The sequence below is a fragment of the Gammaproteobacteria bacterium genome (genome assembly GCA_016705365.1).
Classification (GTDB): Bacteria; Pseudomonadota; Gammaproteobacteria; order Pseudomonadales; family UBA5518; genus UBA5518.
The window spans coordinates 480,392-505,256 of sequence record JADIYI010000008.1; the positions used below are offsets into that span (position 1 = coordinate 480,392).

General features: G+C 63.4%; 23 protein-coding genes and 1 pseudogene. 11 read left to right on the top strand and 13 right to left on the bottom strand.

Annotation, left to right across the window (positions count from 1 at the left end):
* Positions 1-2 precede the first annotated feature (2 nt).
* Positions 3-1,505 carry a transglycosylase SLT domain-containing protein gene (locus IPF49_09730; protein ID MBK6287892.1) on the bottom strand — a complete coding sequence of 501 codons (1,503 nt, stop codon included), beginning with the start codon at positions 1,503-1,505 and terminating at the stop codon, positions 3-5.
* Positions 1,506-1,607: 102 nt separating this feature from the next.
* Here IPF49_09730 and IPF49_09735 point away from each other — a divergent pair, with 102 nt between their 5' ends.
* Complete coding sequence (locus IPF49_09735; GenBank protein MBK6287893.1) at positions 1,608-2,369, top strand: enoyl-CoA hydratase/isomerase family protein; 762 nt, start codon at positions 1,608-1,610, stop codon at positions 2,367-2,369.
* Between the two features lie 11 nt (positions 2,370-2,380).
* On the opposite strand, the gene IPF49_09740 is transcribed toward IPF49_09735, so the two are convergent.
* A complete protein-coding gene (locus tag IPF49_09740; protein ID MBK6287894.1) occupies positions 2,381-4,318 on the bottom strand; it encodes an NAD(P)/FAD-dependent oxidoreductase in 1,938 nt (645 codons plus the stop codon).
* 144 nt (positions 4,319-4,462) lie between these two features.
* Here IPF49_09740 and IPF49_09745 point away from each other — a divergent pair, with 144 nt between their 5' ends.
* The 4 genes from IPF49_09745 to IPF49_09760 all read left to right on the top strand — a co-directional run bounded on the left by IPF49_09745 (position 4,463) and on the right by IPF49_09760 (position 6,911).
* A complete protein-coding gene (locus IPF49_09745; protein MBK6287895.1) occupies positions 4,463-5,614 on the top strand; it encodes an alpha/beta fold hydrolase in 1,152 nt (383 codons plus the stop codon).
* Between the two features lie 69 nt (positions 5,615-5,683).
* On the top strand, positions 5,684-6,001 hold the full coding sequence (locus IPF49_09750; protein ID MBK6287896.1) for a hypothetical protein: 318 nt from the start codon (positions 5,684-5,686) through the stop codon (positions 5,999-6,001).
* A gap of 23 nt (positions 6,002-6,024) precedes the next feature.
* On the top strand, positions 6,025-6,597 hold the full coding sequence (locus IPF49_09755) for an RNA polymerase sigma factor (GenBank protein ID MBK6287897.1): 573 nt from the start codon (positions 6,025-6,027) through the stop codon (positions 6,595-6,597).
* Positions 6,594-6,911 (top strand): hypothetical protein, encoded by a 318-nt coding sequence (locus IPF49_09760; protein ID MBK6287898.1) that lies wholly within the window; start codon positions 6,594-6,596, stop codon positions 6,909-6,911. The genes IPF49_09755 and IPF49_09760 overlap by 4 nt, the downstream gene beginning before the upstream one ends.
* Before the next feature lie 210 nt (positions 6,912-7,121).
* Here IPF49_09760 and IPF49_09765 read toward each other — a convergent pair whose 3' ends face one another.
* The 4 genes and pseudogenes from IPF49_09765 to IPF49_09780 all read right to left on the bottom strand — a co-directional run bounded on the left by IPF49_09765 (position 7,122) and on the right by IPF49_09780 (position 8,491).
* Entirely contained in the window at positions 7,122-7,361 is a 240-nt protein-coding gene (locus IPF49_09765; GenBank protein MBK6287899.1) for a hypothetical protein, read from the bottom strand.
* Positions 7,362-7,461: 100 nt separating this feature from the next.
* A complete protein-coding gene (locus IPF49_09770) occupies positions 7,462-7,638 on the bottom strand; it encodes a hypothetical protein (protein ID MBK6287900.1) in 177 nt (58 codons plus the stop codon).
* 30 nt (positions 7,639-7,668) lie between these two features.
* On the bottom strand, positions 7,669-8,250 hold the full coding sequence (locus IPF49_09775) for an NnrU family protein (GenBank protein MBK6287901.1): 582 nt from the start codon (positions 8,248-8,250) through the stop codon (positions 7,669-7,671).
* 58 nt (positions 8,251-8,308) lie between these two features.
* A pseudogene (locus IPF49_09780) lies at positions 8,309-8,491 on the bottom strand (VOC family protein).
* An 88-nt stretch (positions 8,492-8,579) separates the two neighbouring features.
* Between IPF49_09780 and IPF49_09785 the strand changes: the two are divergent.
* Positions 8,580-9,887, top strand: coding sequence for an amidohydrolase (locus tag IPF49_09785; GenBank protein ID MBK6287902.1), 1,308 nt, complete (start codon positions 8,580-8,582; stop codon positions 9,885-9,887).
* Here the strand turns inward: IPF49_09785 and IPF49_09790 are convergent, their stop codons facing one another.
* The gene (locus IPF49_09790; GenBank protein MBK6287903.1) at positions 9,888-10,781 is read right to left on the bottom strand and encodes an alpha/beta hydrolase; all 894 of its coding nucleotides are present in this window, start codon (positions 10,779-10,781) and stop codon (positions 9,888-9,890) included.
* 34 nt (positions 10,782-10,815) lie between these two features.
* Complete coding sequence (locus tag IPF49_09795; GenBank protein MBK6287904.1) at positions 10,816-11,895, bottom strand: MBL fold metallo-hydrolase; 1,080 nt, start codon at positions 11,893-11,895, stop codon at positions 10,816-10,818.
* Positions 11,896-12,008: 113 nt separating this feature from the next.
* On the opposite strand from IPF49_09795, the gene IPF49_09800 reads away from it, so the two are divergent.
* From IPF49_09800 to IPF49_09815, 4 genes are all read left to right on the top strand, one after another.
* Positions 12,009-12,467, top strand: coding sequence for a nitroreductase family deazaflavin-dependent oxidoreductase (locus IPF49_09800; protein ID MBK6287905.1), 459 nt, complete (start codon positions 12,009-12,011; stop codon positions 12,465-12,467).
* Between the two features lie 102 nt (positions 12,468-12,569).
* Entirely contained in the window at positions 12,570-13,082 is a 513-nt protein-coding gene (locus tag IPF49_09805; GenBank protein MBK6287906.1) for a DUF3302 domain-containing protein, read from the top strand.
* A gap of 3 nt (positions 13,083-13,085) precedes the next feature.
* On the top strand, positions 13,086-14,267 hold the full coding sequence (locus IPF49_09810; GenBank protein MBK6287907.1) for an HlyD family secretion protein: 1,182 nt from the start codon (positions 13,086-13,088) through the stop codon (positions 14,265-14,267).
* 8 nt (positions 14,268-14,275) lie between these two features.
* Positions 14,276-15,754, top strand: coding sequence for an efflux transporter outer membrane subunit (locus IPF49_09815; GenBank protein ID MBK6287908.1), 1,479 nt, complete (start codon positions 14,276-14,278; stop codon positions 15,752-15,754).
* Between the two features lie 15 nt (positions 15,755-15,769).
* Here IPF49_09815 and IPF49_09820 read toward each other — a convergent pair whose 3' ends face one another.
* Entirely contained in the window at positions 15,770-17,056 is a 1,287-nt protein-coding gene (locus IPF49_09820) for a putative porin (GenBank protein ID MBK6287909.1), read from the bottom strand.
* 328 nt (positions 17,057-17,384) lie between these two features.
* Positions 17,385-19,358: a pyrroloquinoline quinone-dependent dehydrogenase gene (locus IPF49_09825; GenBank protein ID MBK6287910.1), complete on the bottom strand. Its 1,974-nt coding sequence runs from the start codon at positions 19,356-19,358 to the stop codon at positions 17,385-17,387.
* A 459-nt stretch (positions 19,359-19,817) separates the two neighbouring features.
* Here IPF49_09825 and IPF49_09830 point away from each other — a divergent pair, with 459 nt between their 5' ends.
* The gene (locus tag IPF49_09830; GenBank protein ID MBK6287911.1) at positions 19,818-20,069 is read left to right on the top strand and encodes a hypothetical protein; all 252 of its coding nucleotides are present in this window, start codon (positions 19,818-19,820) and stop codon (positions 20,067-20,069) included.
* On the opposite strand, the gene IPF49_09835 is transcribed toward IPF49_09830, so the two are convergent.
* The 3 genes from IPF49_09835 to glmU all read right to left on the bottom strand — a co-directional run bounded on the left by IPF49_09835 (position 20,021) and on the right by glmU (position 24,695).
* Complete coding sequence (locus IPF49_09835; protein MBK6287912.1) at positions 20,021-21,145, bottom strand: hypothetical protein; 1,125 nt, start codon at positions 21,143-21,145, stop codon at positions 20,021-20,023. The genes IPF49_09830 and IPF49_09835 overlap by 49 nt on opposite strands.
* Positions 21,146-21,433: 288 nt before the next feature.
* Positions 21,434-23,266 (bottom strand): glutamine--fructose-6-phosphate transaminase (isomerizing), encoded by a 1,833-nt coding sequence (glmS, locus tag IPF49_09840; GenBank protein ID MBK6287913.1) that lies wholly within the window; start codon positions 23,264-23,266, stop codon positions 21,434-21,436.
* Positions 23,267-23,321: 55 nt separating this feature from the next.
* Positions 23,322-24,695, bottom strand: coding sequence for a bifunctional UDP-N-acetylglucosamine diphosphorylase/glucosamine-1-phosphate N-acetyltransferase GlmU (glmU, locus tag IPF49_09845; GenBank protein MBK6287914.1), 1,374 nt, complete (start codon positions 24,693-24,695; stop codon positions 23,322-23,324).
* Positions 24,696-24,865 lie beyond the last annotated feature (170 nt).

Genomic DNA, 24,865 nt, shown 5'->3' on the forward strand with positions numbered 1-24,865 from the left:
GCTCAGGCGTTGCAACCCACCAGCTTGAGCTCCTGTGCCGGGCGTATCAGGTAACGCGGACCCTGGATATTGTTGGCCCGCGCCAGCGCCACCGGGCTCGGGCAGCCCTGGCGTTTGGCGATGCTCGCGAGCGTATCCCCCGAGCGCACGATATAGTTGCGCCCGCCCCCGCTGGCAACGCTTCCCGGTACCCGCGCGCGCTGCAGTTCCAGCGCGACCCGCGCCATGCGGCCATCCACGCATTGCTCTGCATAGGGCCCAAGCAAGGTCCCGGGCATCGCCACCACGCTCCCCACCGCCAGCCGCTTGTTCGGGTCCACTCGCGCATTGAGGTTGCGCAGTGTGCGGAACCAGCCATCGCGACTGTCACCGGCCTGACCGAGACACACGGTCAGCTCGTTGAGCGTCATGGCCTGCTGCAGACGCACTTCTCCGGGCGTACCGTCGACCCGCGGAAACACCAGACCGTAATCATCCGGGTGCAGGAACAGCCATGCCGCGGCCAGCACGTAGGGCACGTATTCCTGGGTTTCGCGCGGCAGATGCCCCATCACTTCCGGTGACCAGAACGGCTTGCCCTGCGTGCGGCGCGCGATCCCGCGCATACGGCCCTCGCCACCATTGTAGGCAGCCAGCGCGTACTCGAGATTGTTGTTCAGCTCGTGAAAGCGTTCGTTCAGATAAGCCACGTTGGCGCGCGCTGCCGCTTCCGGATCGTAGCGTGTATCAAAACCATTCTCGTTGCCGAGACCGAAACGCCGCCCGGTGTGATACATGAACTGAAACGGACCCGCGGCGCCGGCGTTCGACACCGCATGCACCTTGCCACCCGATTCCTTGGCAAGAATGGCAAACAGCAGCGCCTCGGGCAGATTGGCCTGCTGATAGGCCGGCCACATGAGGTGGCGCATGTACTGGTATTGTTCCCAGGAATCCACCAGGCTCGGACGCATCCAGGTCAGCCAGTCCTGCATCGCGGCCTTGATCGGACCGTTGACCTTGATCACGTCCTCGAATTTCTGTCCCTGCAACAGGTTTATCGAACGACTCAGCTCCGGTACGTCGGTGAGTAGCGGCGAGTCGTTTTCGAGCGGTTCGATCTCCGCAAAACCCTCGGCTGCTCCGGCCAGCTCGGCACTGCGCAGTGCGAGCAGGTTGTTGTAGGCCGCCATGAAGCGTTGCGGCTCGCAACCGCGCAGCTGCACGCAGGCATCACCATCAGCGGCGAGCTGGGCACTGGCGCTCTCCATCTGTGTGCGGCCTTCATCGCGGCGACCCTCGCGCATCAGGTGCAGGCCATCGCGATAACGCTGCACCGCGATTTCGATACCGTTGTAGAGCGCATCGGCATCCACAGCGTCAGCAGATGACCGCGCGGCCGAGGGCGCGGCACAGCTGCTGCCAAGCAATGACACCACGAGCCCGCACAGCAGGATGCGGCTTCGCCTGCGCAGCAGCGACAGGCCGTTCCGGCGCGACGACATATGCTCTTTCCCGAAATTCATGATATTACTCGTTAAATGTAGCACGAAGCCCGCAGGCGCTCTTTAGTGCGCGTTCGATTTGGCCTATAGTCCGAACCGGCATGGCACGCGGCAGACAGACCCATGAGTGAAGTTCTTTATCGACGCAGCAACGAATGCGCGGTGCTGACGTTGAACCGGCCGGCCGCGCTGAACACCATTACCAACGAGATGTTGTCGCAGCTCGAACTGCACCTGGAACGAATCGAGCACGACGACAGCCGCGCGCTGGTGCTGACCGGCACCGGGCGCGCTTTCTGTGCCGGCACCGATCTGAACCAGTGGCACGGCGATCCGCAGCAACGCTTGCTGCGGGTGCATGCGTTGCTGCGTCGGCTGCTCGACTTCCCCAAAATCAGCGTCGCGGCGATCAACGGGCTGGCGCTCGGCGGAGGGCTGGAATTTCCGCTCGCCTGCACCTTCCGCGTGGCACGGCGCAGCGCAAAACTCGGCCTGCCTGAAGTCAAGCTCGGCCTGTTGCCGGCTTATGGCGGAACCCAGTTGCTGCCGCGCCTGGTCGGCGCAACCCGCGCGCTCGAGATCATGCTGAGCGGTGAACCGATCGAAGCCCCGGCGGCGCTGTCGATCGGCCTGCTGAATCGCGTGTGCGAGGACGACGAGGACGTGGTGGAACTGGCCTGCGCCCTGGCGCGTTCCTGCGCCCGCCACAGCCTCGTGCCGCAGCGGGCGATCCGGCGCGCGGTGCATGAAGGGCTGCCGTTGCCGCTCAGCGACGCATTGGCGCTGGAGCGCGAGATCGTGCGCGAGCTTTCCACCAGCGCCGATACGCTGGAAGGCGTCACGGCATTTCTCGAGAAACGCGCGCCGGTCTGGAAGGACGCCTAACCACGCTCCCTTCAGCGCAACTCGTACTCAGCGAGCTGCGGCTCGCGGGTCCAATTCCAGTAATCGAGCAGTTTCCACGGCGAGAGTACCGTGACCCGCCCTTTGGAATTGCGATACCAGCTGTGCGCCACCCCCGGATGCGCCCACAGCGTACGCGCCAGCGTGGCGGCGAGGCGCTCGTTGTATTCATCGTGCACTTCAGCCCGCACTTCCATGCTGTGCGCATCGCGCTCCAGCATGGCCCGGATGCAGCCAAGGATATAGCGCATCTGGCATTCGCCGTGAAAGATCAGGCTGCCGCTCGCGGCAAGGTTCGTGGCCGGGCCGTACATCACGAACAGGTTGGGGAAATTCGGCACCGTGATGCCGAGGTAGGCCGCCGGATCGTCGCCCCACTGCTCGCCCAGCACGACACCGTTGCGCCCGCGTATCTCCATCGGCCAGAGATAGCGGTTGGCGTGAAAGCCGGTGGCGTAGACGATCACGTCGACCTCATGGTGGCGCCCAGCAGCATCGCGCACCCCGCTCGCATCGATGGCGGTGACCGCCTGCTCGATCAGTTCCACATTGTCACGCTGCAGGGCCTGCAACCAGCTGCCGTTGTCCTGCAGCGTACGCCGCGCCAGCGGCGGGTAGTGCGGCAGCACGCGCTCGAACAACTCCTGATTGGTACCGGTCTGCTGGCGGATCCAGTCGGTGAAAAACTCGCGGGTAAATTCGTTGACCGCATTTGCCGAGCGGTCCTGGTGCGGCCAGTCGGGATCGATGAAGGTGGCCTCCCACTGCCCGTCGGTGGCGGGCCAGAACAACAGGAAGCGATACCAGCGCCCGTAATAGGGCAGATGGCGGAAACACCAGCGCGCGCCATCGCCCATGGCGCGATGGTAATCGGGATTCGGAAACATCCACTGCGGTGTGCTCTGGAACACCGTTACCCCGGCCGCCCGGGTCGCGATTTCGGGAACCAGCTGAAACGCGCTGGCCCCGGTGCCGAGCACCGCGACCCGCTTGCCGCGGATATCGACCGCGTGGTCCCACTGTGCGGAATGAAAAGCCGGACCACGAAATGTGCCCAGTCCTTGCACCTCGGGCAGCTTCGGACGATTCAGCTGGCCCACGCCGCTGATCAGCACGCGCGCATCCAGCGTCTCCTCACGACCATCCGTCGTGCGCACCGTGACCGCCCAGCTGCCGCTTGCCTCGTCATATCGGGCGCGCAGCACCTCGGTTTCGAAGCGGATATTCGGCAGCAGCCCGTATTTACGCGCGCAGTGCTCGAAATAGCGCCGCAGTTCGGGCTGGCGGGCGAAGAATTCGCTCCAGTCGTTGTTGGGTTCAAAGGAATAGCAGTAGAAGTGATTGCCCACATCGACCCGGCAGCCCGGGTAGGTGTTCTCGTACCAGGTACCGCCAACGCCGGCGTTCTTTTCGATGATCAGGTAGGGAATACCCTGCTCCTGCAGGCGAATCCCGGCCAGGATGCCCGACATGCCGGCACCGATCACCAGCACCGGGAAGGCCGCGCGTTGTTCCTCGGAAATATGCTCCAGCGACACATCACGCGCGTCGCGACCGTCGAGTTCCATCTCCTCGAGCATCATCGACACGTACTCGGCCGGCACCTCGCCCGCGACCAGAAAGCTCATCATGCGGCGCAGGGTCGCTACGTCCGGCGACGGCGGCAGGGTACAACCGCGATCGCGATAGGCCCGGATCACATCGAGCGCCAGCCGACGCACCTCGGCCTGGCTTTCCGGTGACATCGCACACTGCGTCTCGTTCAGGAAACACATCACCGGTCGCAGTTCTCCATCGAGCAGCGTGGCATCGCCGCTCATGTGGATCATCGCCATCAGCAGGCAGGGAACACTCGCTTCCTCGAGCGCGCGCGCGATGGTTGCGTCATCATCGCTAATCGGCTCACCGGCGGGATTGATGGTATGGCTCATGGACAGCTCCCGGAGCGATTGGGCAGGACATTATCGGCTGTGCAAAAACTCCCGGCTACTACCATCACGCAACACGGTGCGAGGTAGCGACATCACCCGCCGCGCTCGTGTAGTCTGAGCGGCAAATACCCAGGAGAATTGCCCATGCCGCAAAGCATCACCCCATTTCGCATCGAGATCGACAGCGCAGAGATTGACGAGCTGCGCCGTCGCTTGGCCGCTACCCGCTGGCCCGATCGCGAAACCACCGGCGACTGGAACCAGGGTATTCCGCTCGACTACATGCAGTCGGTCTGCGATTACTGGGCCAGCGGCTACGAGATGCAGCGGGTCGCGGACCGGGTGAACAAATTCCCGCAGTTTCGCACCACGATCGATGATCTTGGTATCCATTTCCTGCACGTTCGCTCGGCACACAGCGACGCGCTGCCGTTGCTGATCACCCACGGCTGGCCCGGTTCGGTGGTGGAGTTCCTGAAGGTGATCGAGCCGCTGACCGACCCCGTTCGTCATGGCGGATCGCCAAGCGACGCATTCCACGTGGTCTGCCCCTCACTTCCCGGCTACGGCTACTCCGACAAGCCGCGCACGAACGGCTGGGGCGTCAAGCGTACCGCACGCGCCTGGGGCCAGCTGATGGCACGGCTCGGCTATGACGGCTACGTGGCCCAGGGCGGCGACTGGGGGGCGATGGTGACGACCTGTATCGGATTGTCCGAAACCGCGCACTGTCGCGGCATCCACCTGAACATGCCGATCGTCGCGCCCGACATGGATACGCTGAACGATCTGAGCGAACTCGAACAGAGCGCGCTTGCCGGCATGCAGCACTACAACGAGCACGATTCCGGCTACTCGAAGCAGCAGGGTACGCGCCCCCAGACCCTCGGTTACGGGCTGGCGGATTCGCCGGCCGGCCAGGCGGCGTGGATACTCGAAAAATTCCGGGCCTGGACCGATTGCGGCGAAGGCAGTGCGCAGCACCCCGAAAATGCGTTGAGCCGCGATGAAATGCTCGACAACGTGATGATGTACTGGCTCACCGATTCCGCGGCGTCTTCGGCGCGCCTGTACTGGGAGAGTTTTGGCAACCCGAACATGGATCCGGTCGATATCCCGGTCGGTGCGAGCATCTTTCCCAAGGAGATCTTCCGCTCATCGCGACGCTGGGCCGAAAAGCGCTTCAGCAAGCTGATCTACTGGAACGAACTGGAGCGCGGAGGGCATTTCGCGGCATTCGAGCAGCCCGGGAGTTATGTCCAGGAACTGCGCAACTGTTTCCGGCTGTTGCGTTGAGCCCGGGTCAACCGATCGTGCCTTGGGACGTTTCATGCAGCAGGAATACTGTCATGAAAGGAGAATTCCATGCCCAGGCATCTGTTCATAGCGCTCGCGCTGTGCGTTGTGTCGATCTCCGCGCCGGCACTGGCTGATCGCAAGCACCACAAGGGGCATCACGGCCATCATGACGGACATCACCATCGCCACGCCGTGGTCTATCGCGAGGCTTACCACGTGCCGGCCCGCACCGTCGTGCACCACTATTATTCCGCGCCGCCGCGCTACTACGCGCCTGCGCCGGTTTACGTACGGGAATATCCCCGCCACGACAATGCCGGCATGTGGATCGGCACGGCGATGCTGGCTGGCGCGGTGCTGCATCACGTCGACCATCACCGCTGAGAGCAGCGTATCCGCAAGTGTTGATGCGTACCCGGGAGAATTGCAGCGATGCGGAAGACGACGTGGCTGATCCCCCGGACATCGAGGGATTCCTGCGCGCCATCGAACGCCGCGGGTTCCTGATGGCACGCACCGCGCTCGGCAACGAGGCTGATGCCTTCGACGTGCTGCAGGACACGATGCTGCGACTGGTGCAGCGTTATTCGGGCAGGCCAGCGGATGAGTGGCGACCGTTGTTCTACCGCATACTGCAGAACCGGATTACCGATGCCCGCCGTCGGCGCAGCCTTGGCACGCGTCTGTTTGGCTGGCTCGAACGGCACGAGGACGACACCGACCCGCTTGACGAGGCGCCAGATCCGGCGGCATTCGACCCGGTTCGTATTCTGGCCGCCGAGCGTGGCGCGGAGGTGCTGATGGATGCGGTGAACCGCCTTCCGCAACGTCAGCAACAGGCGTTCATGCTACGCTGCTGGGATGGTCTTTCCACCGCTGAAAGCGCGCGGGCAATGGGCTGCAGCGAGGGCAGTGTAAAGACTCACTACTTCCGGGCCCTGCATACGCTGAGAGAACAGCTCGAGGACCATTGGCAATGAACACTTTTGAACAACAACTGCGCGAATCCTTGCGCGAGCAGGAGCAGCAACTCGACGCGGCCACGCTCAGGCGCCTCGCTGCCAACCGGCAAAGCGCACTGGCGGCCATGCCGCGACCGTGGCGGCGCTTTCTGACCCCCGCAATCGGCAGTGCGGTGCTGGCAGCCGTGATCGGGGTTGCCGTATTGATGCCGCGCAGCGAGCTACCTTCATCGACCGGCACCGGAGAACAACTGGTCGACAATCCGGAGTTCTACCGCGATCTCGATTTCTACCTGTGGCTCGCTGAATCGGATATGGGCCATCGTGGCTAGCAGACGCAATCTTCTCGGCGCATTCGTACTTGCCAGTGCCCTGCTGCTGGCAAATGCGGCACATGCAAGACCCGAACCAGCCCGCAAAAAAATTCGCGACACGGGAACGAGCGGGCCGCGAGCTACCAGCTGGCCGGCAATGACAAACAGGAGCAGCGCAAGAATCGCGGCGATCAACGCGATGAAAAAGCGCGCCTGGAACAGCGCGCTTCAGGTCAGGACGCGCGGCGCAAAGGCGGGCAACAAGGGCGGGACAAGCAAGCCCGCGAGCAAACGCAACCGCGCCCGGCTGACGGGAAATCCCAGGATGCGCCGAGGCGCAACCAGACCAGCGCCGAGGACGGCCAGCGCCTGCAACAGCGCGAGCGTGAATTCCGCTCGCTCAGCAGCGAGGAACAACAGCGCCTGCGCGCCGCCGAGCAACGTTACCAGCAGCTCGATCCGCAGCAACGCGAGGACTTGCGACGTCAGTGGGAGCGCATGAGCGAGAGCGAGCGCGAGCGTTACCGCCAGCGTATCGAGCGCAACGACTGAAGCTGGCGGGCCTGCTTCAAAGGGCCTTTACCTTCTGCGCCTTGCAGCGCTCGCAGCGATATACCGTCACCAACTTTCCGGCGCGGGTGTCGAACTGCTTGGCTTTCCACACCACCCACTTGTGATGGCCCTCGAGACAGAGGGTTTTACCCTTGGTCCCGCGCGCTCCGCGAAACGGCAGCACATCTCCCATATTCAGTTCCCGATCCTGCGCCGGCGACCGCTATGCCGGCTGCAGCGGCACCCCGGTGAGCCATCCATGCAAACCGAATACGAACCAGAGCCACAGCAACGCGCCGACGGCGATCGCCAGCACATCGCGCAGCCACGGCCCGGCCACATAGCGCGTCCCTGCGGCACGATCGCGGATTTTTGCCGCGCGATAGCCAAATACCGCCCACAAGAGGAATGTTCCGAACAGCAGCAGATCGACCGCGCGCCCATTGGCCAGCAGGTGCGCGAGCGCCCAGACCTTGACCGACAGCAGCATCGGGTGCGCCACCATCGCCTTGATCCGGGTTTGCGGTACATAGGCAGCCACCAGCAGGATCAGCGCCGGCAACATCAACACCAGTGCCAGCAGTTGCAAGCCACCGGGTGGGGCATAGACCGTGGCGCTGGTCCCACGCGCCGCGCCATAACCATTGATGATCATCAGCAGGCCCGCTAGCGAAACCAGCGAATACCCGGCTTTCCACAACAGGATGCCGAATTGCGCGATGCGTCGTTCGCGCCAGTCGTCGGCAACGATGCGCAGCGAATGCGCGCCGAGAAACAGCACCAGCCCGAGCAGCAGAATGTTCATATGTCCTCCCGGACGCGCACGTGTTCGCGCCGTGACGCGAACGCGTGCGGATATGGACTCAACCCATCACGAAGGCGACGAACTTGTTGCCATCCGGGTCGCGGAAATAGCCGCCATAGAAGCCCTCGCCACGCGGCCCCGGTGCGCCTTCGTCGGTGGCGCCCAGCGCGAGCGCCTTGGCGTGCAGCTTGTCCGCCATTTCGCGGGTACCGGCATTCAGCGCCACCATGGTGCCATTACCCGCGGCCGGCCATGGCGGCAGAGGCTTTGTCGACCGGCCTGAGTAGTGCACACTTGCGCGGCTCACATAAAGCCGGGAAACCATGACGATGTCCAAACCACAGGCCTTGCTGCTCGGCGCAGCACTGGGCTCGCTGCTCGCGTTCAACACGCTCGCCGATGATCGGCAGGCCCGGATAATCGATGCTGCCGCTGCGGTGGATCCGCAGGTCATTGCCTGGCGTCGTGATCTGCACCAGCATCCGGAGCTATCGAACCGCGAAGTACGCACCGCGAAACTGGTGGCCGATCACCTGCGCGCGCTCGGTTTTGATGAAGTGCATACCGGCATCGCCCATACCGGCGTGGTGGGCATACTGAAGGGCGGCAAGCCGGGCGGTGTGGTGGCACTGCGCGCCGATATGGACGCGCTGCCGGTCGAGGAGCGCAACTCGCTGCCGTTTGCGTCGCAAGTGCGTGGGGAATACAACGGCCAGGATGTGGGCGTGATGCACGCCTGCGGTCACGATGCGCACACCGCGATCCTGATGGGCGTGGCGAGCGTGCTGGCGGGCATGCGTGAGGAGATCCCCGGCACGGTGAGCTTCATTTTCCAGCCGGCCGAGGAGGGCGCGCCCGAGGGCGAGGAGGGTGGAGCGAAGCTGATGCTCGCTGAGGGTGTGCTGAAAACAGCTGCGAATCCGAGCGCGATTTTCGGTCTGCATGTCTGGCCCGGGGAGGCCGGCGAGATACTGTACCGCCCACGCGGCGCGATGGCGGCCTCCGATGAGCTCAAGATCGTGGTGACCGGCAAGCAGACCCACGGCTCCTCGCCGTGGCGCGGCGTCGATCCGATCATCGTCGCCGCACAGATCATGACGGCGTTGCAGGCCATACCCAGCCGTCAGCTCGACATTACCAAGGCGCCTGCCGTGATCACCATCGGCAGCATTCATGGCGGGGTGCGCGGCAACATCATTCCCGATACCGTGGAAATGGTCGGAACCATACGCAATTTCGATGATGGTGTGCGCAAGGAATTGCTGATGCGCGTGGAGCGCACCGCAACCGCCATCGCCAGCGCGGCCGGCGCCGAGGCAACCGTGACCATCGATCCCTATTCCGGGGTGACCTGGAACGATCCGGAGCTGACCGCGCGCATGCTGCCTTCGCTGCAGCGCGCCGCGGACAAGGTGACCGAGGGACCGATGGTGATGGGGGCGGAAGATTTTTCCTGGTATCAGCAACAGATTCCCGGGCTGTTCGTGATGCTCGGTGTGAACCTGCCCGGGGTGAGCGCAGACCAGGCGGCGCCGAATCATTCGCCGCTGTTCGTGGTGAACGAATCCGCGCTGAAAACCGGTGTGCGCACCCTGTCGACGCTGGCGCTGGACTACCTGCAAACGCAACCGCAATGATCAGGGCGGCAGGCGGGCATCGACGTAGCGCCTGATCGCGGCCCACGCGTCGCGTGCTTCCGGCACGGCCGCGTTCACCAGCCCGTGCCAGCCCTGGATCATCCCGGGCCACGGCTCGAGCGTCACTTCGACACCCGCCCGGCTGGCATTGGCGGCCAGTATTCGCGCGCCTTCGCCCATGGTGTCGAATTCTCCAACCTGCAGATAAAACGGTGGTAATCCGTGCAGGTCGGCGTGCGCGGGCGACAACGCCGGATCGTCCAGCGCCAGCTTGCCGGCGCTGTATTCGCGCGCGCGATTGCGCACCCAGGCCGGCGTAAGGAAGGGATCGCGTCCGACCATCACGCCGGGCACCGAGAGATCGAACCAGCCGGTGACGGATACGAAGCAGGCCGGCATCGGCAAGCCTTCGTCACGCGCACGCAGCAGCATCCCGAGCGCCAGCGATCCACCGCAGGATTCGCCCAGCACGCAGATATCCGCGGCGCGCACACCACTTTCCAGCAGCGCCTTGTAGGCTCCGAAACAGTCATCGTGTGCCGCCGGGAATACATGTTCCGGTGCCAGCCGGTAATCGGGCATCACCACGCGCATGTCGAGTTCGCGTGCAATGATTTCACCGTAGAAGTGATAGACCGCCAGCGGACACGACACGAACGCACCACCGTGACAGTGGAATGCGAGCCGCGGGCTGTCGGCGTTGCGCGCATGCGTGTACCAGCCGGCCGCCACCGGGCCGAGCGCGCGGATTTCGACGTGCAGGTCCGCTGCGACCGGGTGTCCGTGGAAAGGCGCCATCATTGCGCGCACCGCGTTGAAATCCGCATTGCCATCGGCGAAATCAACCGGTACCGCCGCGAGTATCGCCTCGAGTTCGGCGGAACGCTGACTCATGCGCTACCCGCCGCGCGCGGCCTTACGTGATGATTCATGACTCGAATTCCAGCGATTCGGGTTTCTGAGCATACCAGTCGACGCCATCGGCATCACGGGTACGGGTGATCATGCGCCGGCCAACCAGGCAATTGAGATGGGCCAGGGTTTCGCCGATCGCCATCGTCAACATCTCGTTACTGAATTCGCGGCGGAACATCACCCGCGAACAATCGACCGCACGACGCGGCTCATCGAGGTGTTCGAACAGATTGGCCAGCGCGCGCTCATGGGATTCGATGATCTGGGTGAGGCGTACATGCAGCCCGTAGAACGGCGCCTGGTGGGCGGGCAACACCAGCAGGTTGTCGGGCAGGCGTTCACGGATGCGAGCACTCGAGAGCAACCATTCGAGCAGCGGATCGCCGCCAGGCTCGGTCGGGAACAGGCTGACGTTGGGGGTGATACGCGGCAGCACCTGATCGCCGGCAATAAGGATTTTCAGCGCCGGACAATACAACGCGGCGTGCTCGGGTGAATGTCCGCAACCGACCACGACCTGCCAATAGCGATCATTGATCTCGACGGTCTCGCCCTCGACCAGGCGGCGATAGCTCTCCGGCAGCGCCGATATATACCTGCCGAATCCGCCAAATCGCTCGCGATAGCTGTCGAGCGCAGCCTCGTCGTAGCCCGCCGCGCGGTAGAAACGGATCGCCACGTCGGGGGCCGGCCGGCCGGTATCTTCGACGAGGGTGTGGCACATCAGGAATTCATCACGCGCCATCCACAGTTCACAATCGAAATGCCGGGTCAGCCAGCCCGCGAGTCCGACGTGATCGGGGTGCATGTGGGTGCATATCACACGCTTGACCGGCCTGCCCTGCATAAAGCCACCGAAAAGTGACTCCCACAATTCGCGCGAAGCCGGCAGATCGAGACAGGTATCGACGATGGTCCAGCCATCGCCGTCCTCGAGCAACCACAGGTTGATGTGATCGAGCGACATCGGCATCGGAAAACGCAGCCACCACACGCCTTCCGCGACACGGTAAGGCACCCCGGGTTCGGCCGCCGCCTGTGCACCCCACGGATACACCAGTCCACGCATCTTTTCGCTGGAAGCCAGAGCCATATGCTTGTTCCCGGGTTGATTGGTGCCAGTTGCTTCGTGACAGTATACTTTCTTGCGGAAACGCAAAAGGTTATTGTCAGTTACTGTCACGAATTACCCTGGGGATCGCGCTCATGATCGAACCACGTATCTCGCCGCAGCTTCCGGACTGGATAAAAGAGCACCTGAAGAACTACCTCGCCAGCAATGGCGAGAACGGACATATGTGGGACGCAACTCTCGGCGGTGGCACCGGCATGGTCCCGACCCTGCTGCTCACGACCATCAGGCGCAAATCGGGTGTAGCGTTGACCTTGCCGTTGATCTACGGGCAGCGCGGAAACGCTTATGTGGTGATTGCCTCCAAGGGCGGCGCGCCAGCCCACCCGGCGTGGTACCTGAACCTGCAGGCCAATCCGGAGGTAGGCTTGCAGGTGAAGGCCGAGCGCTTCAATGCGCGCGCCCGCACCGCAACCGGTGCCGAGCGTGCCGCGTTGTGGCAGCAACTGGTGGAGATTTACCACCCCTACGGGAAATACCAGGTCACGGCCGGTGCGCGCGAGATCCCGGTGGTGGTACTCGATCCAGTTTAATCCGGACAAATTCCCCCTCCACGCATCCCGCATTGCGCTTATAATTCCTGCGCCAATCAGCTATTAACGTCTTTGTCCGAGCCAATAGCAGCAACAATGAACATGAACCCGGCGGCCGACCCCTCAACTCCACCAGCCCCCCGAGGCGCTTGCGGCACGCTGTGCACGCTGCTCGTCGCGGCGCTGCTTCCGTTGCCGGCGCAGGCCTCCATATTCCAGGGCGAAGCACTTGATACCGCGGCCAACGTGTTGGCCTGGATCGTGCTGGTAGTGGTGCCCTTCGTGGTCCTCGCCCTTTTCTGGCTGGTGCACATACTGCCGGAAAAAATCGCCGAGAAGAGGCAGCATCCGCAGGCCGAAGCGATCCAGACTCTATGTCTGCTTTCCCTGTTTTTCGGCGGAATGCTGTGGCCGCTGGCCTGGCTGTGGGCCTATTCCAAACCGGTGCTCTACAAAATGGCGTATGGCACCGACAAGCATGAATCGCATGTTCCCGACGCGCAATCTGCAGCGCCGGAGGAGCCTCAGCCAGACGAAATCGACGCATTGCGCGCACAGATCGCGCGGCTCGAGGCGGAACTGGCGTCGCGCCACAACCCGGCAGGGCGGGTCTGATCGATGGAAATCCTGCTGCTTGGTATCTACGCCTTCTTCGTCTGGCTGATTTTTTTCAAATTCCGGCTGTTGCCGTGGAATATCATCAGCCAGGTGATTTCATTCACGATCCCGGTCGTGGGCCTGACCGTGCTGATCCTGATTTTGAATATCGTGGCACCCTCTTCGGCCGATGTGCGGGTGATCAACTACGTGGTACCGATCAACCCGCGCGTGAATGGCCTGGTTACCGAGGTCCCGATCGAGCCGAACCGGCCGATCAGCAAGGGCGATGTGCTGTTCCGCCTTGATGCGACGCCATTCAAGCTGGCGGTGGAGTCGTTTGAAGCGCAGATCGTTCAACTGCAGGCGCAACTGATCACCGCACAAGCAAACCAGCTCTCGCTCGGTGAGCAATTGAAAGCCGCCGCCGGCAATCGCGATTCAATCCGCTCCAGGCTGCTGCTCAGCCGCCAGCGCGCGCAACAGTTCAAGGAACTCGCCAGCGCCGGCGCGGGTAACCGTTTCGACCAGGAGCAGGCCCAGGCGGATGTCGCCAGTCTCGAGGCGGATCTGGCCGCCGCAAACGCGGCAGAACAACAGGTGCGCGCGAAACTCGCCGCGACCACGCCCGACGGGGAACTGGATGAAGTCGCGAAGGTGAAAGCCCAGATCGCCAACGCGCAGGCACAACTTGCCAACGCCCGGTGGGAGTTGAGCCAGACCGAATATCGCGCGCCCGCCGATGGCACAGTGGTCTCGCTGGCACTGCGTCCGGGCGCGATGGCAGTTCAGTTTCCCGCGATGCCGGCCATGAGCTTCGTCGAGAACGAGCAGTGGATCATGGCCGTTTTCGCCCAGAACGAGGTGCGCAAGGTCAAACCCGGGCAGGAAGCCGAGATGGCGCTCGGCATGTGGCCCGGGCGGATCATCAAATGCCGCGTGGACTCCATCATGTGGGCCACCGCGCAGGGCCAGTTGCCCATCGGCGCGGCGAGCAACAACAGCGGCATCGCCCCGATTCCCCCGGGCCACCTGGCTGTGCGTCTTCTGGTGGACGCAAAGGACAAGGGCTTGTTCCTTGCTTCCGGCTCGAAGGGCAATGGCGCGATTTATACCGACAGCGGTCACGCAATCCAAATCCTGCGCAAGGTGTTCATGCGTGTTGGTGCCAAGCTCGACTGGCTGATTCTGAAGCTGCATTGAGCATGCTCATGGATATGCCTCGACCTGCAGCAAGCAAGCACTCGCTTGCAATCCTGATCCAGCGCAAGCGTCGCTGGTGCGCGCTGCCATTGCTGGCCTGCGTGGTGGGGCTTGGCGCCTGCGCCGTCCTCGACCCCCCGACCAGCCACGAAATCCAGGCCCAATCAACGCCGCTTGCAGCCATTGCCCCGGACGCGGACTGGCACGAGAAGGCCGTCGCAGGCACGGTCACGGACAATTGGCTGAGCTCGTTTGGCGATGCGCAGCTGGATGCGCTGGTTGGCGAGGCCATCGCACACAACCCGGACCTGCAAGTCGCCGCGGTATTGGTCGAACAGGCCCAGCAATACGTCATACAGGCGCAAGCGGCGCTGCTGCCGGGCATCAACATATTCGGTACCGGCGGTCTGAACATGGGCGGCGGGGATGTCAATTCGGCGCTGCAGGGCATCTCGCTCGGCGCTTCCTGGGAACCGGATCTGTGGGGTCGCTTGCGCTACGGACGCAACGCCACCCAGGCCACCTATGAATCGGCGGAGGCGGACCTGGAGTTCGGCCGCCAATCGCTGGCCGCCACGGTGGCCAAAAGCTGGTTCACGGCAACCGAAACCCTGTTGCAAACGGGTATTGCCCGGGAGACGACACAGGTAGCCTCGGAGCTGGTGCGCCTGGCCGAAAAGCGCATGGAAGTTGGTCCCGGCAACGAACAGGAGGTGCTGCTGGCGCGAGCCAATCTGGGCAATCTGCAGGACGCGGAACGGCAGCTGCAGTACGCACATACGCAGGCCGTGCGCGCTCTGGAACTGCTGCTCGGCCGCTACCCGGGAGCCGAGCTGCAGGCCCGCGCGGAGCTCGTTGCGCTCCCCGCCGATGTTCCCGCGGGTCTGCCGCTCGAGATGCTGGAGCGACGCCCGGACATGCTGGCCGCCGAGCGCCGGGTGGCAGCGGCCTTCAACCGCGTTGGCGAGGCCAAGGCGGCCCGCCTGCCGCGCATCATACTGAATGCGAACATTGCCGCGATCGACAGCAATGTCGTCGATCTGAAAAAGGACTTCGAGAACCCGATCGGCGGCGCCGGAGCCAAGTTGATCGCACCGATCTTTCAGGGGGGAGAGCTGAAGGCGCAGGTCGAGATCCGCACGCTCGAACAGAAACAGGCAGTCATCGAATACGCACGCCTCGCATTGCGTGCACTTGCCGACGTGGAAGGGGCGCTGGCGGCCGGTCATTCGCTTGCCGAGCGCGTGCCGTTACTGCAGGACAGTCTCGACTACAACCTGCGGGCGCTGGGAATGGTGCAGACCAGCGTGCGTGTCGGGCAGGCGGATCAACGCGCTGCCGGGCAACAACAACTCAGCGTCAACGCCGCTCGCCTCGCCTTGCTGCGGGTACAGGCCGAACAGCTGGCGCAGCGGGTGAATCTGCACCTCGCGCTGGGCGGGAACTTCACGATCCCGAGCACGGATGCAGACCTCGCGCTGAAATAGCCCCCGCTCTCTCACTTAGAACCTGGCGTTGAGATCAATCTGGATAACATCCACCTGAGCGTCGTCGGGTTTGCTCCGACTTACCGCATCAGCCTCCGTGTTGAAATACGTCACGCCACCCGAAAAGTTCTTCAGGAACTCGTATTTCAGCTGCAGCTTGTGCCCGCTCGAACCGGTGAAACCGGCGGCGAAGTCGGAATCGGTAAAGCCACCGACCACCGCATTGTTCTGCACATCGCGGTAGTTGTAGTCGATGGAGAAATCATCGATGTTGGTCCGTAGCCCCACCAGCCACGCGGTGTCCTGATCGCCGTCTTGGTAAACACCGAAGTCCTCGGCCTCGACATTCCGGATGTATTGCCCATACACCGAGAGAGGCAGCGGCAAGCCATTCACGTCAACCTGGCCGAACAACTCGTAAAGACCGAATTTGTCGGTAGTGTTACCGCTGGTGCGAAACGAGCTGGTGCTGCCGTACTTGTCGTTGCTGAACGAATTGACGCTGCCGCCCAGCATGATTCGCAGCTCTTCGCTGGCGTCGAAAGATGCACCGATCTGCAGCGCGGTGAGGCTCAGGTCGTGCTGCCACTCGACACCTTCAGCATCGACATTGTCCTTGACGATGAAATATCCGGTGCTGCCAAACAGCGTGGTGGAACCGAATTTTCTCGAGTAACTCGCGGCAAAGCCTTCGGGGTTGATATCTGTGTCCCAGGCCATATCGGCGACAGCCACCCAGGGTTGCTTCATCTTGCCAGCGAAGCCCTTGAGACCGGGAACCGCGGCGGGGTGATAGTCAATATAAGCCAGATCCAGCCAGATGCTCTTCTTGTCAAAATAATTATCCAGATCCTGGTTGCTGGAGCGGCGATCCGTACTGTTGCCGCTCGCAACCTGTATACCTGCCTCGATTTCGGGGTTCACCTGCGTGAAGGCACCGAGACGTGCGCGGATGCGTTGTTGATCCTTGTCGCGCCCGGCGTCCTTGTTCTCGTCCTCGATGTTGACATAACCATGACGCACCCGCATATCGCCCTTGAGCCTGGTATTGGCTGCCCAGCCCGCCAACTCCTTGAATTCAAAAAAATCCTTCTCGCTGACCTGGGTCTTGGCGGCGAGCTTCTCCTCACTCGCTTCCCTGGCGAGGTCGGCGCTGAGTTCCGCATGCTGCGCCGCGGTAATCGCGCCGTTGGCCTTCAGCATGTCGAGCAGCTTGGCATCGACCGAACCGGCATTGACCGGCGCAATGGCTGCCAGCAGCAGAGCGCCGCACATACCTGCACCTGCTTTTGAAATACGCATATCCTGTCTCCTCGATCTGATTGGCGTTGCCAATACGCTGTTCTTCAAGTAACGCTACCGTGACCGGTTGCGCGCGGCATGGGCATTGTTACCAGCCGATATGACACCATCATTACAAGCTCGAGCGCACAGCTTGCCGGGACTCGAACCACAGGTCACGTCACTGTCGGCAAAGTTCGCCGCGCCAGGGGCAAGTGATGAAGCGGTTGATCCGCAATGGATGAATGCCGTGTGCCCTGCCGCTACGCGGATTTTCGCTGGCGAATACCAGGCCGGCTGGCTATCGGGCAAGGTGGGCCGATGAAAGACCCGCGCTCGCTCCCGGATGCTAAAGCGCAAACGCGATCAGGTAATCACCAACCGGTTCCTGGGGCATGCCCCAATGCCCGCCGACCGCAATCACCACGTATTGCTTCTGGTCGGCGGCGGCGCGATAGACCATCGGCGTGGCGTGCCCGCCGGTCGGCAATTTCGCTTTCCACAGTTCCGCGCCGGTCTCGCTGTCGAAGGCACGCAGATAATAATCCGGGGTTGCGGCGATAAAGGTAACACCACCGGCCGTCACGCTCGCGCCGCCGACGTTCGGCGCGCCTTTCATCAACGAGAACGGCCACGGCGCAAGCGAACCAAGCGTCCCGAGCGGGACCTCCCAGCGCTTGTCGCCACTCACCAGGTCGATTGCCGCCAGGGTACCCCAAGGTGGCGCCACGCAGGGCGCACCAAGCGGCGACATCAGCGGCTCGATCTTCACGCAATACGGCGTACCGAGTTGTGGTGAGGTCAGCAGGTCAGCGCCCGCGGTACATTCCGCGCGCGGAATCAGCCTGATCGCGGAGGGCACGTACATCGTGTTCAGCACGATCAGCTTGCGCAGCGGATCGATCGCCGGCGTACCCCAGTTGTTGCCACCAAAATCACTGGGATAGTAGACCGAGCCTTGGATGGAAGGCGGCGTGAAGATGCCCTCGTTGCGCAAACCGGCGATGCGCTCGCGGCAGGAATCGCGATCCCAGAACGTGAAGCCCCAGGCATCGTCCACGGAGAGTGGCGCGCGGTTGAGCGGCACGGGTTGCAGCGGAAACGGCTGGGTTGGCGAAAGATACTCCCCGGCCACCTGCCCCCGCTGCGAAACCGCGCGCTCCTCGACCGGAAACAGCGGCTTGCCGGTCTCGCGGTCGAGTATGAACAGGTGGCCCATCTTGGTTGGCTGGGCAAGGGCGGGAATGCTCCTGCCGTCGCGCTCGAGATCGAACAATGTTGGCTGCGCCGGCGTGTCGTAATCCCACAGATCGTGGTGCACCAATTGGTAGTGCCAGGCGAGTTCGCCGCTACTGCCCTTCAGGGCGACCACCGAACTCGAATAGTAATCGAGTTGGTTGCGTTGCCCGCCGAAAAAGTCGGTGGAGGTATTGCCGGTTGGCAGAAACACCAGGTCGCGCGCCTCGTCCACCGAGATAATCGACCAGACATTGGTGGTGCCACGCCGGTACAGGGGCTTGCCGTCGCTGTCGATTGCCGGCGTCTGGCCGGGCGGAATCGCATCCCAGTACCATTCGAGTACACCGCTGCGCGCGTTGTAGGCGCGCACCACGCCGCTCGGCATGTGGTCGTGGATACGATCGAGCACCTGTGCGCCGACGATGATGCGCTCGCCGATGATCGCCGGCGGCGATGTCACCGAGTACTCGTGCTCGGCGTACTCACCAAGCCCATCGCGCAGATCCACGGTGCCGTTGCTGCCGAAGTCCCTGCACGGTTTGCCCTCGGCCGCGCTCACCGCGATCAGGCGCCCATCGAGGGTACCCATCACGATGCGGTGGTCGCAATCGCCACCACCCGGCACGCGCGACTGCCAACTGCTCACCCCGCGGCAATTGGCGAGGATATCCCTGCTCTTGTCGATGCCCGGATCGAAGCTCCATTTTTCCCGGCCGGTGACCGGGTCCAGCGCGAACATGCGATTGAATGCCGTGCAACCATAAAGCGTGTCGCCGACCAGTATCGGCGTCATCTGCCAGCTGCTGCCCGGCATCGGCTTGCTGATGCCGGGTGCGATCTCGATCACCGAGGTGCCCGGTTCGCGCATATCGCCACTGCGATACTCCCAGGCCTTGTGCAACGCGTGGACGTTGGCGCGCGTGATCTGCGTGGCAGCGGAGTAGTGCCCGCCCCCCGGCGAGGAACCGTATGCCGGCCAGTCGGCAACCGGACCCGCATAATCGATCGTATCCGTACGACGATCACAGCCCGCAACAGCGGCGACCCACAAGGCCACGACAGCCAGCCTGGCGATTCGTCTCACTGCACTTCCTCCGTCCTGCAGGGCGCGATCATGATAGCGGGTGTTTCGCGCCGGCGCGCACCGTCTGGATTACCCGATTGGCCGTGCGCCGCACGGTAGTGTAAATTTTCTGCCTGCGCCCCTGGAAAGCACCCGCCATGACACGAACACTCACGCTCGCCCTGGCTGTGCTGCTCGCCTCCTGCAGCAGCGCGCCACCACCAGACCGTATGCCGGCAGTGCCGGTTGCTCCGGCTGACGGCTCAAATCCGGTTGCGGACACCGTCAATCGCTATCGTGCAGGCAGAGGGCTGGCGCCGATTGCGCAGTCGCGATCGCTCAACCGGGTCGCGGCGGCGCACGTGGCCGACCTCGAGGCAAACTACCGCCAAGGGCAGCGCCTGCAACATGCACTCGTGGTCTGCTCACGGCAACTGGTCCTCCTGCTGCTATACGCCGGATCATGCGCAGGCAGCCTGCATGTGGAACAAACCCAAGGAACTCAGCAACAATGTCTACCAGTCTCCAGGCTACGAGATCGTCGCGCATTACAGTGACCCGATGACGCCGGCGATGGCGTTGCAGATCTGGCGCGAAAGCCCCAACCACCACGTGATGATCGTGAACGGCGGGCGCTGGGCCGACAATACCTGGCGCGCGATGGGCGCGGCGATCGGTGAGCATTACGCGGTAGTCTGGTTCGGCGAGGAAACGGATCCGGCCGGCAGCTGATCCTCTTTGATCAGGAACACCGAGGCCAACCCGCCGGACAGCGTGCGCATATTGGTGGTCTGTCCCTGGTAGAGGCGAGCATTCAACAGGCGGATTTCGGTCCCGTAACTGACACAACGCAAATCGAATTTCAGCATCGCCGCCTCATCGCCGGGGCTTCCGCGCCGGGTCGCGGGCGGCGCGAACTCCTGGGCTATGTAATTGCCCGAGGCAATGATCTCCGACCATACCCGTTTGGTCAGGCGATCGCCGCGGTAGGCGCCACGGCTGGCGTAGCCGGCGAAGGGCTTGAAGAAATAGCGTTTGCGCTCGCTCCACAACTGCTCGGCATCCGTCGCCGCAACGAGGCGCGCTTTCGGCACATGTGCCGCCAGAACCCTTCGGGCTGCGGCCGGGACACCGATGCGCTGCAGCCAGGCCTCGTCCGCAAGGCGCACCAGGTGGCGTTTGTCGGCGTACAGTGCATGGTGGCGCGGTGAGGGGGTCAATACCACGGCGTCCTGCATACTGGCCGCACGAAGCGCGGCGTGATCATCGGCAGCCAGCTTGAAATCGGTGCAGCGGTTGTAGACCAGGTCGACCGGCTGCCCCTGGTGCAACAGGGCATTACCGTCGAAATCGAGCTCACGCGCATCGGCAATTTCCGCGGCGATGCCATGACGCCGGAACAGCTCGCGAAACAGCAGGAATTCCGGGTACAGGAACTGCTCGCGTGGCTGGTCATCGACGATCAGCACATTGCCCAGCGGCCGCGTGCCGCGCGCGAGGCGCCACTCGTTGAGGAAATCGCCTAGCAGGCGCTGCGGCACGTCGCTGCCGCGCGTCGGACTGTCGAGCAACTCTTCGACCGGCACGCAACAGGCCCGCTGGCTCTCGGCCAACAGCGCGGCGAGGTAGGCACCGCCGGCGTTGGTATTGATCTCGATCAGCTTCGCGCCCTGCGGCTCGGGATGGAAATCGAAGGCCATCAGCGCACTCAGGGTGTGCTGGTCGGGCCAGTCGCTGCCTGCGAGCGCATCGAGCTGGAAAGCGGGCAACGCGATCACTTCATGCACGGCCTCGATCAGCACGCGCATCGCCGCAACCTGATGGTGATTGGCAAAGACAGGGTAGGGCGCAAACAGATGCTCGCGCCCCAGGCTCAGTTCCGGCAGACTTCCTCACGCAGCAGCGCGGCGTCGAAATGACTGCGCAGCGCTGCTTCGTCGAGCAGGATGCAGTGGCATGCGTCGTTCAGTAAATCCGGCATCGGGTCATCATGGGCAGCTGGTCAAGCGGGCAGTTTACCCAATTCGCCGCCATCTGCCGAAAACCGGCAGGATGCGGTGTGCCCGAAACACGCGCATGGCACGCCCGACGCAGCGCTACTCCACCGTCACCGATTTGGCGAGATTGCGTGGCTGATCGACATCGGTGCCTTTCATCACCGCGACGTGATACGCGAGCAACTGCAGCGGCACGGTGTAGACCACCGGCTCGAGCATGGACGGCACATGCGGCAACTGAACCACGGTCACGGTATCGCTGTCACTGAAGCCGGCCTGCTCGTCGGCGAACACATAGAGCCTCCCGCCGCGCGCCTGCACCTCGCTGAGGTTCGAGCGCAATTTTTCCAGCAGCTCGTTGTTCGGGGCCACCGCTACCACCGGCATATCATCGTCCACCAGCGCCAGCGGGCCATGCTTGAGTTCACCGGCCGCGTAGGCTTCGGCGTGGATATAGGAAATTTCCTTGAGCTTCAGCGCACCCTCCATTGCCACCGGGTACTGCACCCCGCGACCGAGGAACAGGGCATGGCGCTTTTCGACGAATTGCCCGGCAACTTCGCGGATCCGCTCATCGAGGGCCAGCACCTGCTCGACCAGGGCGGGCAGCCCGTGCAGCGCCTCGACCAGCCGCCGTTCATGGGCGGCATCGGCACCACGACGCTTCGCGAGCACGCCAGTGAGCAGCATCAACGCCACCAACTGGGTGGTGAAGGCCTTGGTCGAGGCAACGCCGATCTCGGGTCCGGCCTCGGTCATGATCGCGAGATGGGATTCACGCACCAGCGATGATTGCGGCGCGTTGCAGATTGCCAGCGTCGAGCGATAACCGAGCGTGTGCGCAAGGCGCAGCGCGGCCAGCGTGTCGGCGGTCTCTCCGGACTGGGAAATGGTCACGAACAGCGTGTTTGCCGCCACCACCAGCTTGCGGTAACGGAACTCGCTGGCGATTTCCACCGCGCACGGAATCCCGACGTGTTCCTCGACCCAGTAGCGGGCTACCAGCCCGGAGTGGTAACTGGTGCCGCAGGCCACGATCTGGACCGCGGCAACATCGGCAAACACTTCGTTGGCCGCGACCCCAAAAGCCTGTTCGTAGATCCGCTCGGCACCGATACGCCCGCGCAAGGTATTGGCGATTGCGCTCGGCTGCTCGTGGATCTCCTTCAGCATGAAATGGCGGAAATGGCCCTTGTCGGCATGATCCGCCATTTCCCCCAGCTGCTCGATCGGGCGCTGCACATCATGGCCCGCCGCATCGGAGATCCGCACGCCGAGCGTGGTCACATCCACGATATCGCCTTCCTCGAGGAAGATCACGCGGTCGGTGACCTGGCGCAGGGCCATCTGATCGGAGGCGACGAAATGCTCGCCGATACCGATGCCGACCACCAGCGGGCTGCCCTTGCGCGCTGCAACCAGACGGTGCGGCTCGTCGCTCGCGATCACCGCGATCGCAAACGCACCTTCGAGTTCGGAAATGGATGCTTTCACGGCGTCCAGCAGCGAGAGCCCGCTGGCACGCAGGCTGTCGATCAGGTGAACGATCACCTCGGTGTCGGTCTCGGAAACGAACCGGTACCCGGCCTTGCGCAGGCGTTCGCGCAGCCGCTCGTGGTTTTCGATGATGCCGTTGTGCACCAGCGCCAGGCGGTCTGCGCTCAACTGTGGGTGGGCATTCACTTCGCTTGGACGCCCATGGGTTGCCCAGCGAGTATGGGCAATACCGGTCACGCCGAGCAGCGGTTCGGCCTCTAGACTGGCGCTGAGCGCGGCAACCTTGCCGGCGCGCTTGGTGCATTTGAGCCCGAGCCCAGGATCGAGCAGGGCAATGCCCGCCGAATCGTAGCCGCGGTATTCCAGGCGCCGCAGCCCCTCGAGCAGGATGCCGCCTACCTGTCTTTGCGCCACCGCGCCGACGATTCCACACATGACTCATTGACCCTGCTGACGCCCGCCCGGATCCGGACGACGCGCGTGATTGATGCTACTGATCCCTGCTCTTCCTGGCTGGCCGCTGCCAGCGTTCGATATTGCGCTGCTTGCCGCGCGCCACCGCCAGCGCCTCGTCGGGCACCGCCGTGGTCACCACCGAACCGGCGCCCACCGTGGCATTGCGTCCGACCTCGACCGGTGCCACCAGCGCGGTATTGGAGCCGATGAAAGCGCCATCACCAATGACTGTCTGGAACTTGTTCACGCCATCGTAATTGCAGGTGATGGTGCCGGCACCCACATTCACATTCTCGCCGAGCACCGCATCGCCCACATAGCTGAGATGGCTGATCTTGCTGTGGGCGCCGATGCGCGCCTTCTTGGTCTCGACGAAATTGCCGATTTTCGCGCCGTCGGCCATCCGGGTACCCGGGCGCAAGCGCGCAAAAGGTCCGACGCTGCAGGCGGGTCCCACATCGGCATCCTCGATCACCGAGTTTTCATGAATGATGGCACCATCGGCGATGCGGGCGTTGCGCAGCACGCAATTGGCGCCAACCCTGACCCTGTTGCCGAGCACCACATCGCCTTCGATGATCACGTTGATGTCGATCACCGTGTCACGACCGTGACGCAGACTGCCACGCAGATCGAAACGTGCAGGGTCGACCAGCGTCAGCCCGGCGAGCATCAGTTCGCGCGCCTTCCGGCGCTGGTAGCTGCGCTCGAGCATCGCCAGCTGCTGCCGGTCATTGACCCCGGCAACCTCTTCCTCGCTGGCCGCTGCCAGCGGCTGCACGATCACGCCGTCGCCGGCCGCCAGCGCGATGATATCGGTCAGGTAGTACTCGCCCTGGGCATTGTTGTTGCCGAGCCTCCCGAGCCAGTTGCGCAGTTGCGCGGTCGGCATGGCCATGATGCCGGTGTTGACCTCGCAGATGGCACGCTCGGCGCTGCTCGCGTCCTTGTGCTCGACGATTGCCGCGACCCGCCCGTGCTCATCGCGCCGGATGCGTCCATAACCGCTCGGGTCGGCAAGCTCGACGGTCAACAATGCCAGCGCGCCTTCCTCGGCAATCGCCACCAGTTCGCGCAAGGTACTTTCCCGCACCAGTGGCACATCGCCATACAGAATCAGCGTGATGCCCCCGTCGGCGAGTCCGGGCAGTGCCTGCTGCACCGCGTGTCCGGTACCGAGCTGGCGCTCCTGCACCACCCAGTGTGCGTCACTGGTGGCAAGGGCGGTCCTGACCTGTTCCGCGCCATGTCCGATCACGATATGAAGATTTTGCGGGCCGAGCAGCGCCGCGGTATCGGCCACATGCTGCAACAGCGCGCGTCCGGCAAGGCGGTGCAACACTTTCGGCAGATCGGACACCATGCGGGTGCCCTGGCCCGCGGCAAGAATGACGATCTCGAGTGGCACCCTGGGCTCCTGGCAGTTGTGTGTCCCGGTGATTGTTTGCGGGATCGGAGCTTACAGCTTAGCCGGAGTCACCGACGCCGCAAATGACTCCGCGTGTTACTGGCATAAATTGGGCCGGCAAGCACGCCGTGACTTGATTCCTGCGAAGCGAATTGACTCGATCGGCTGTT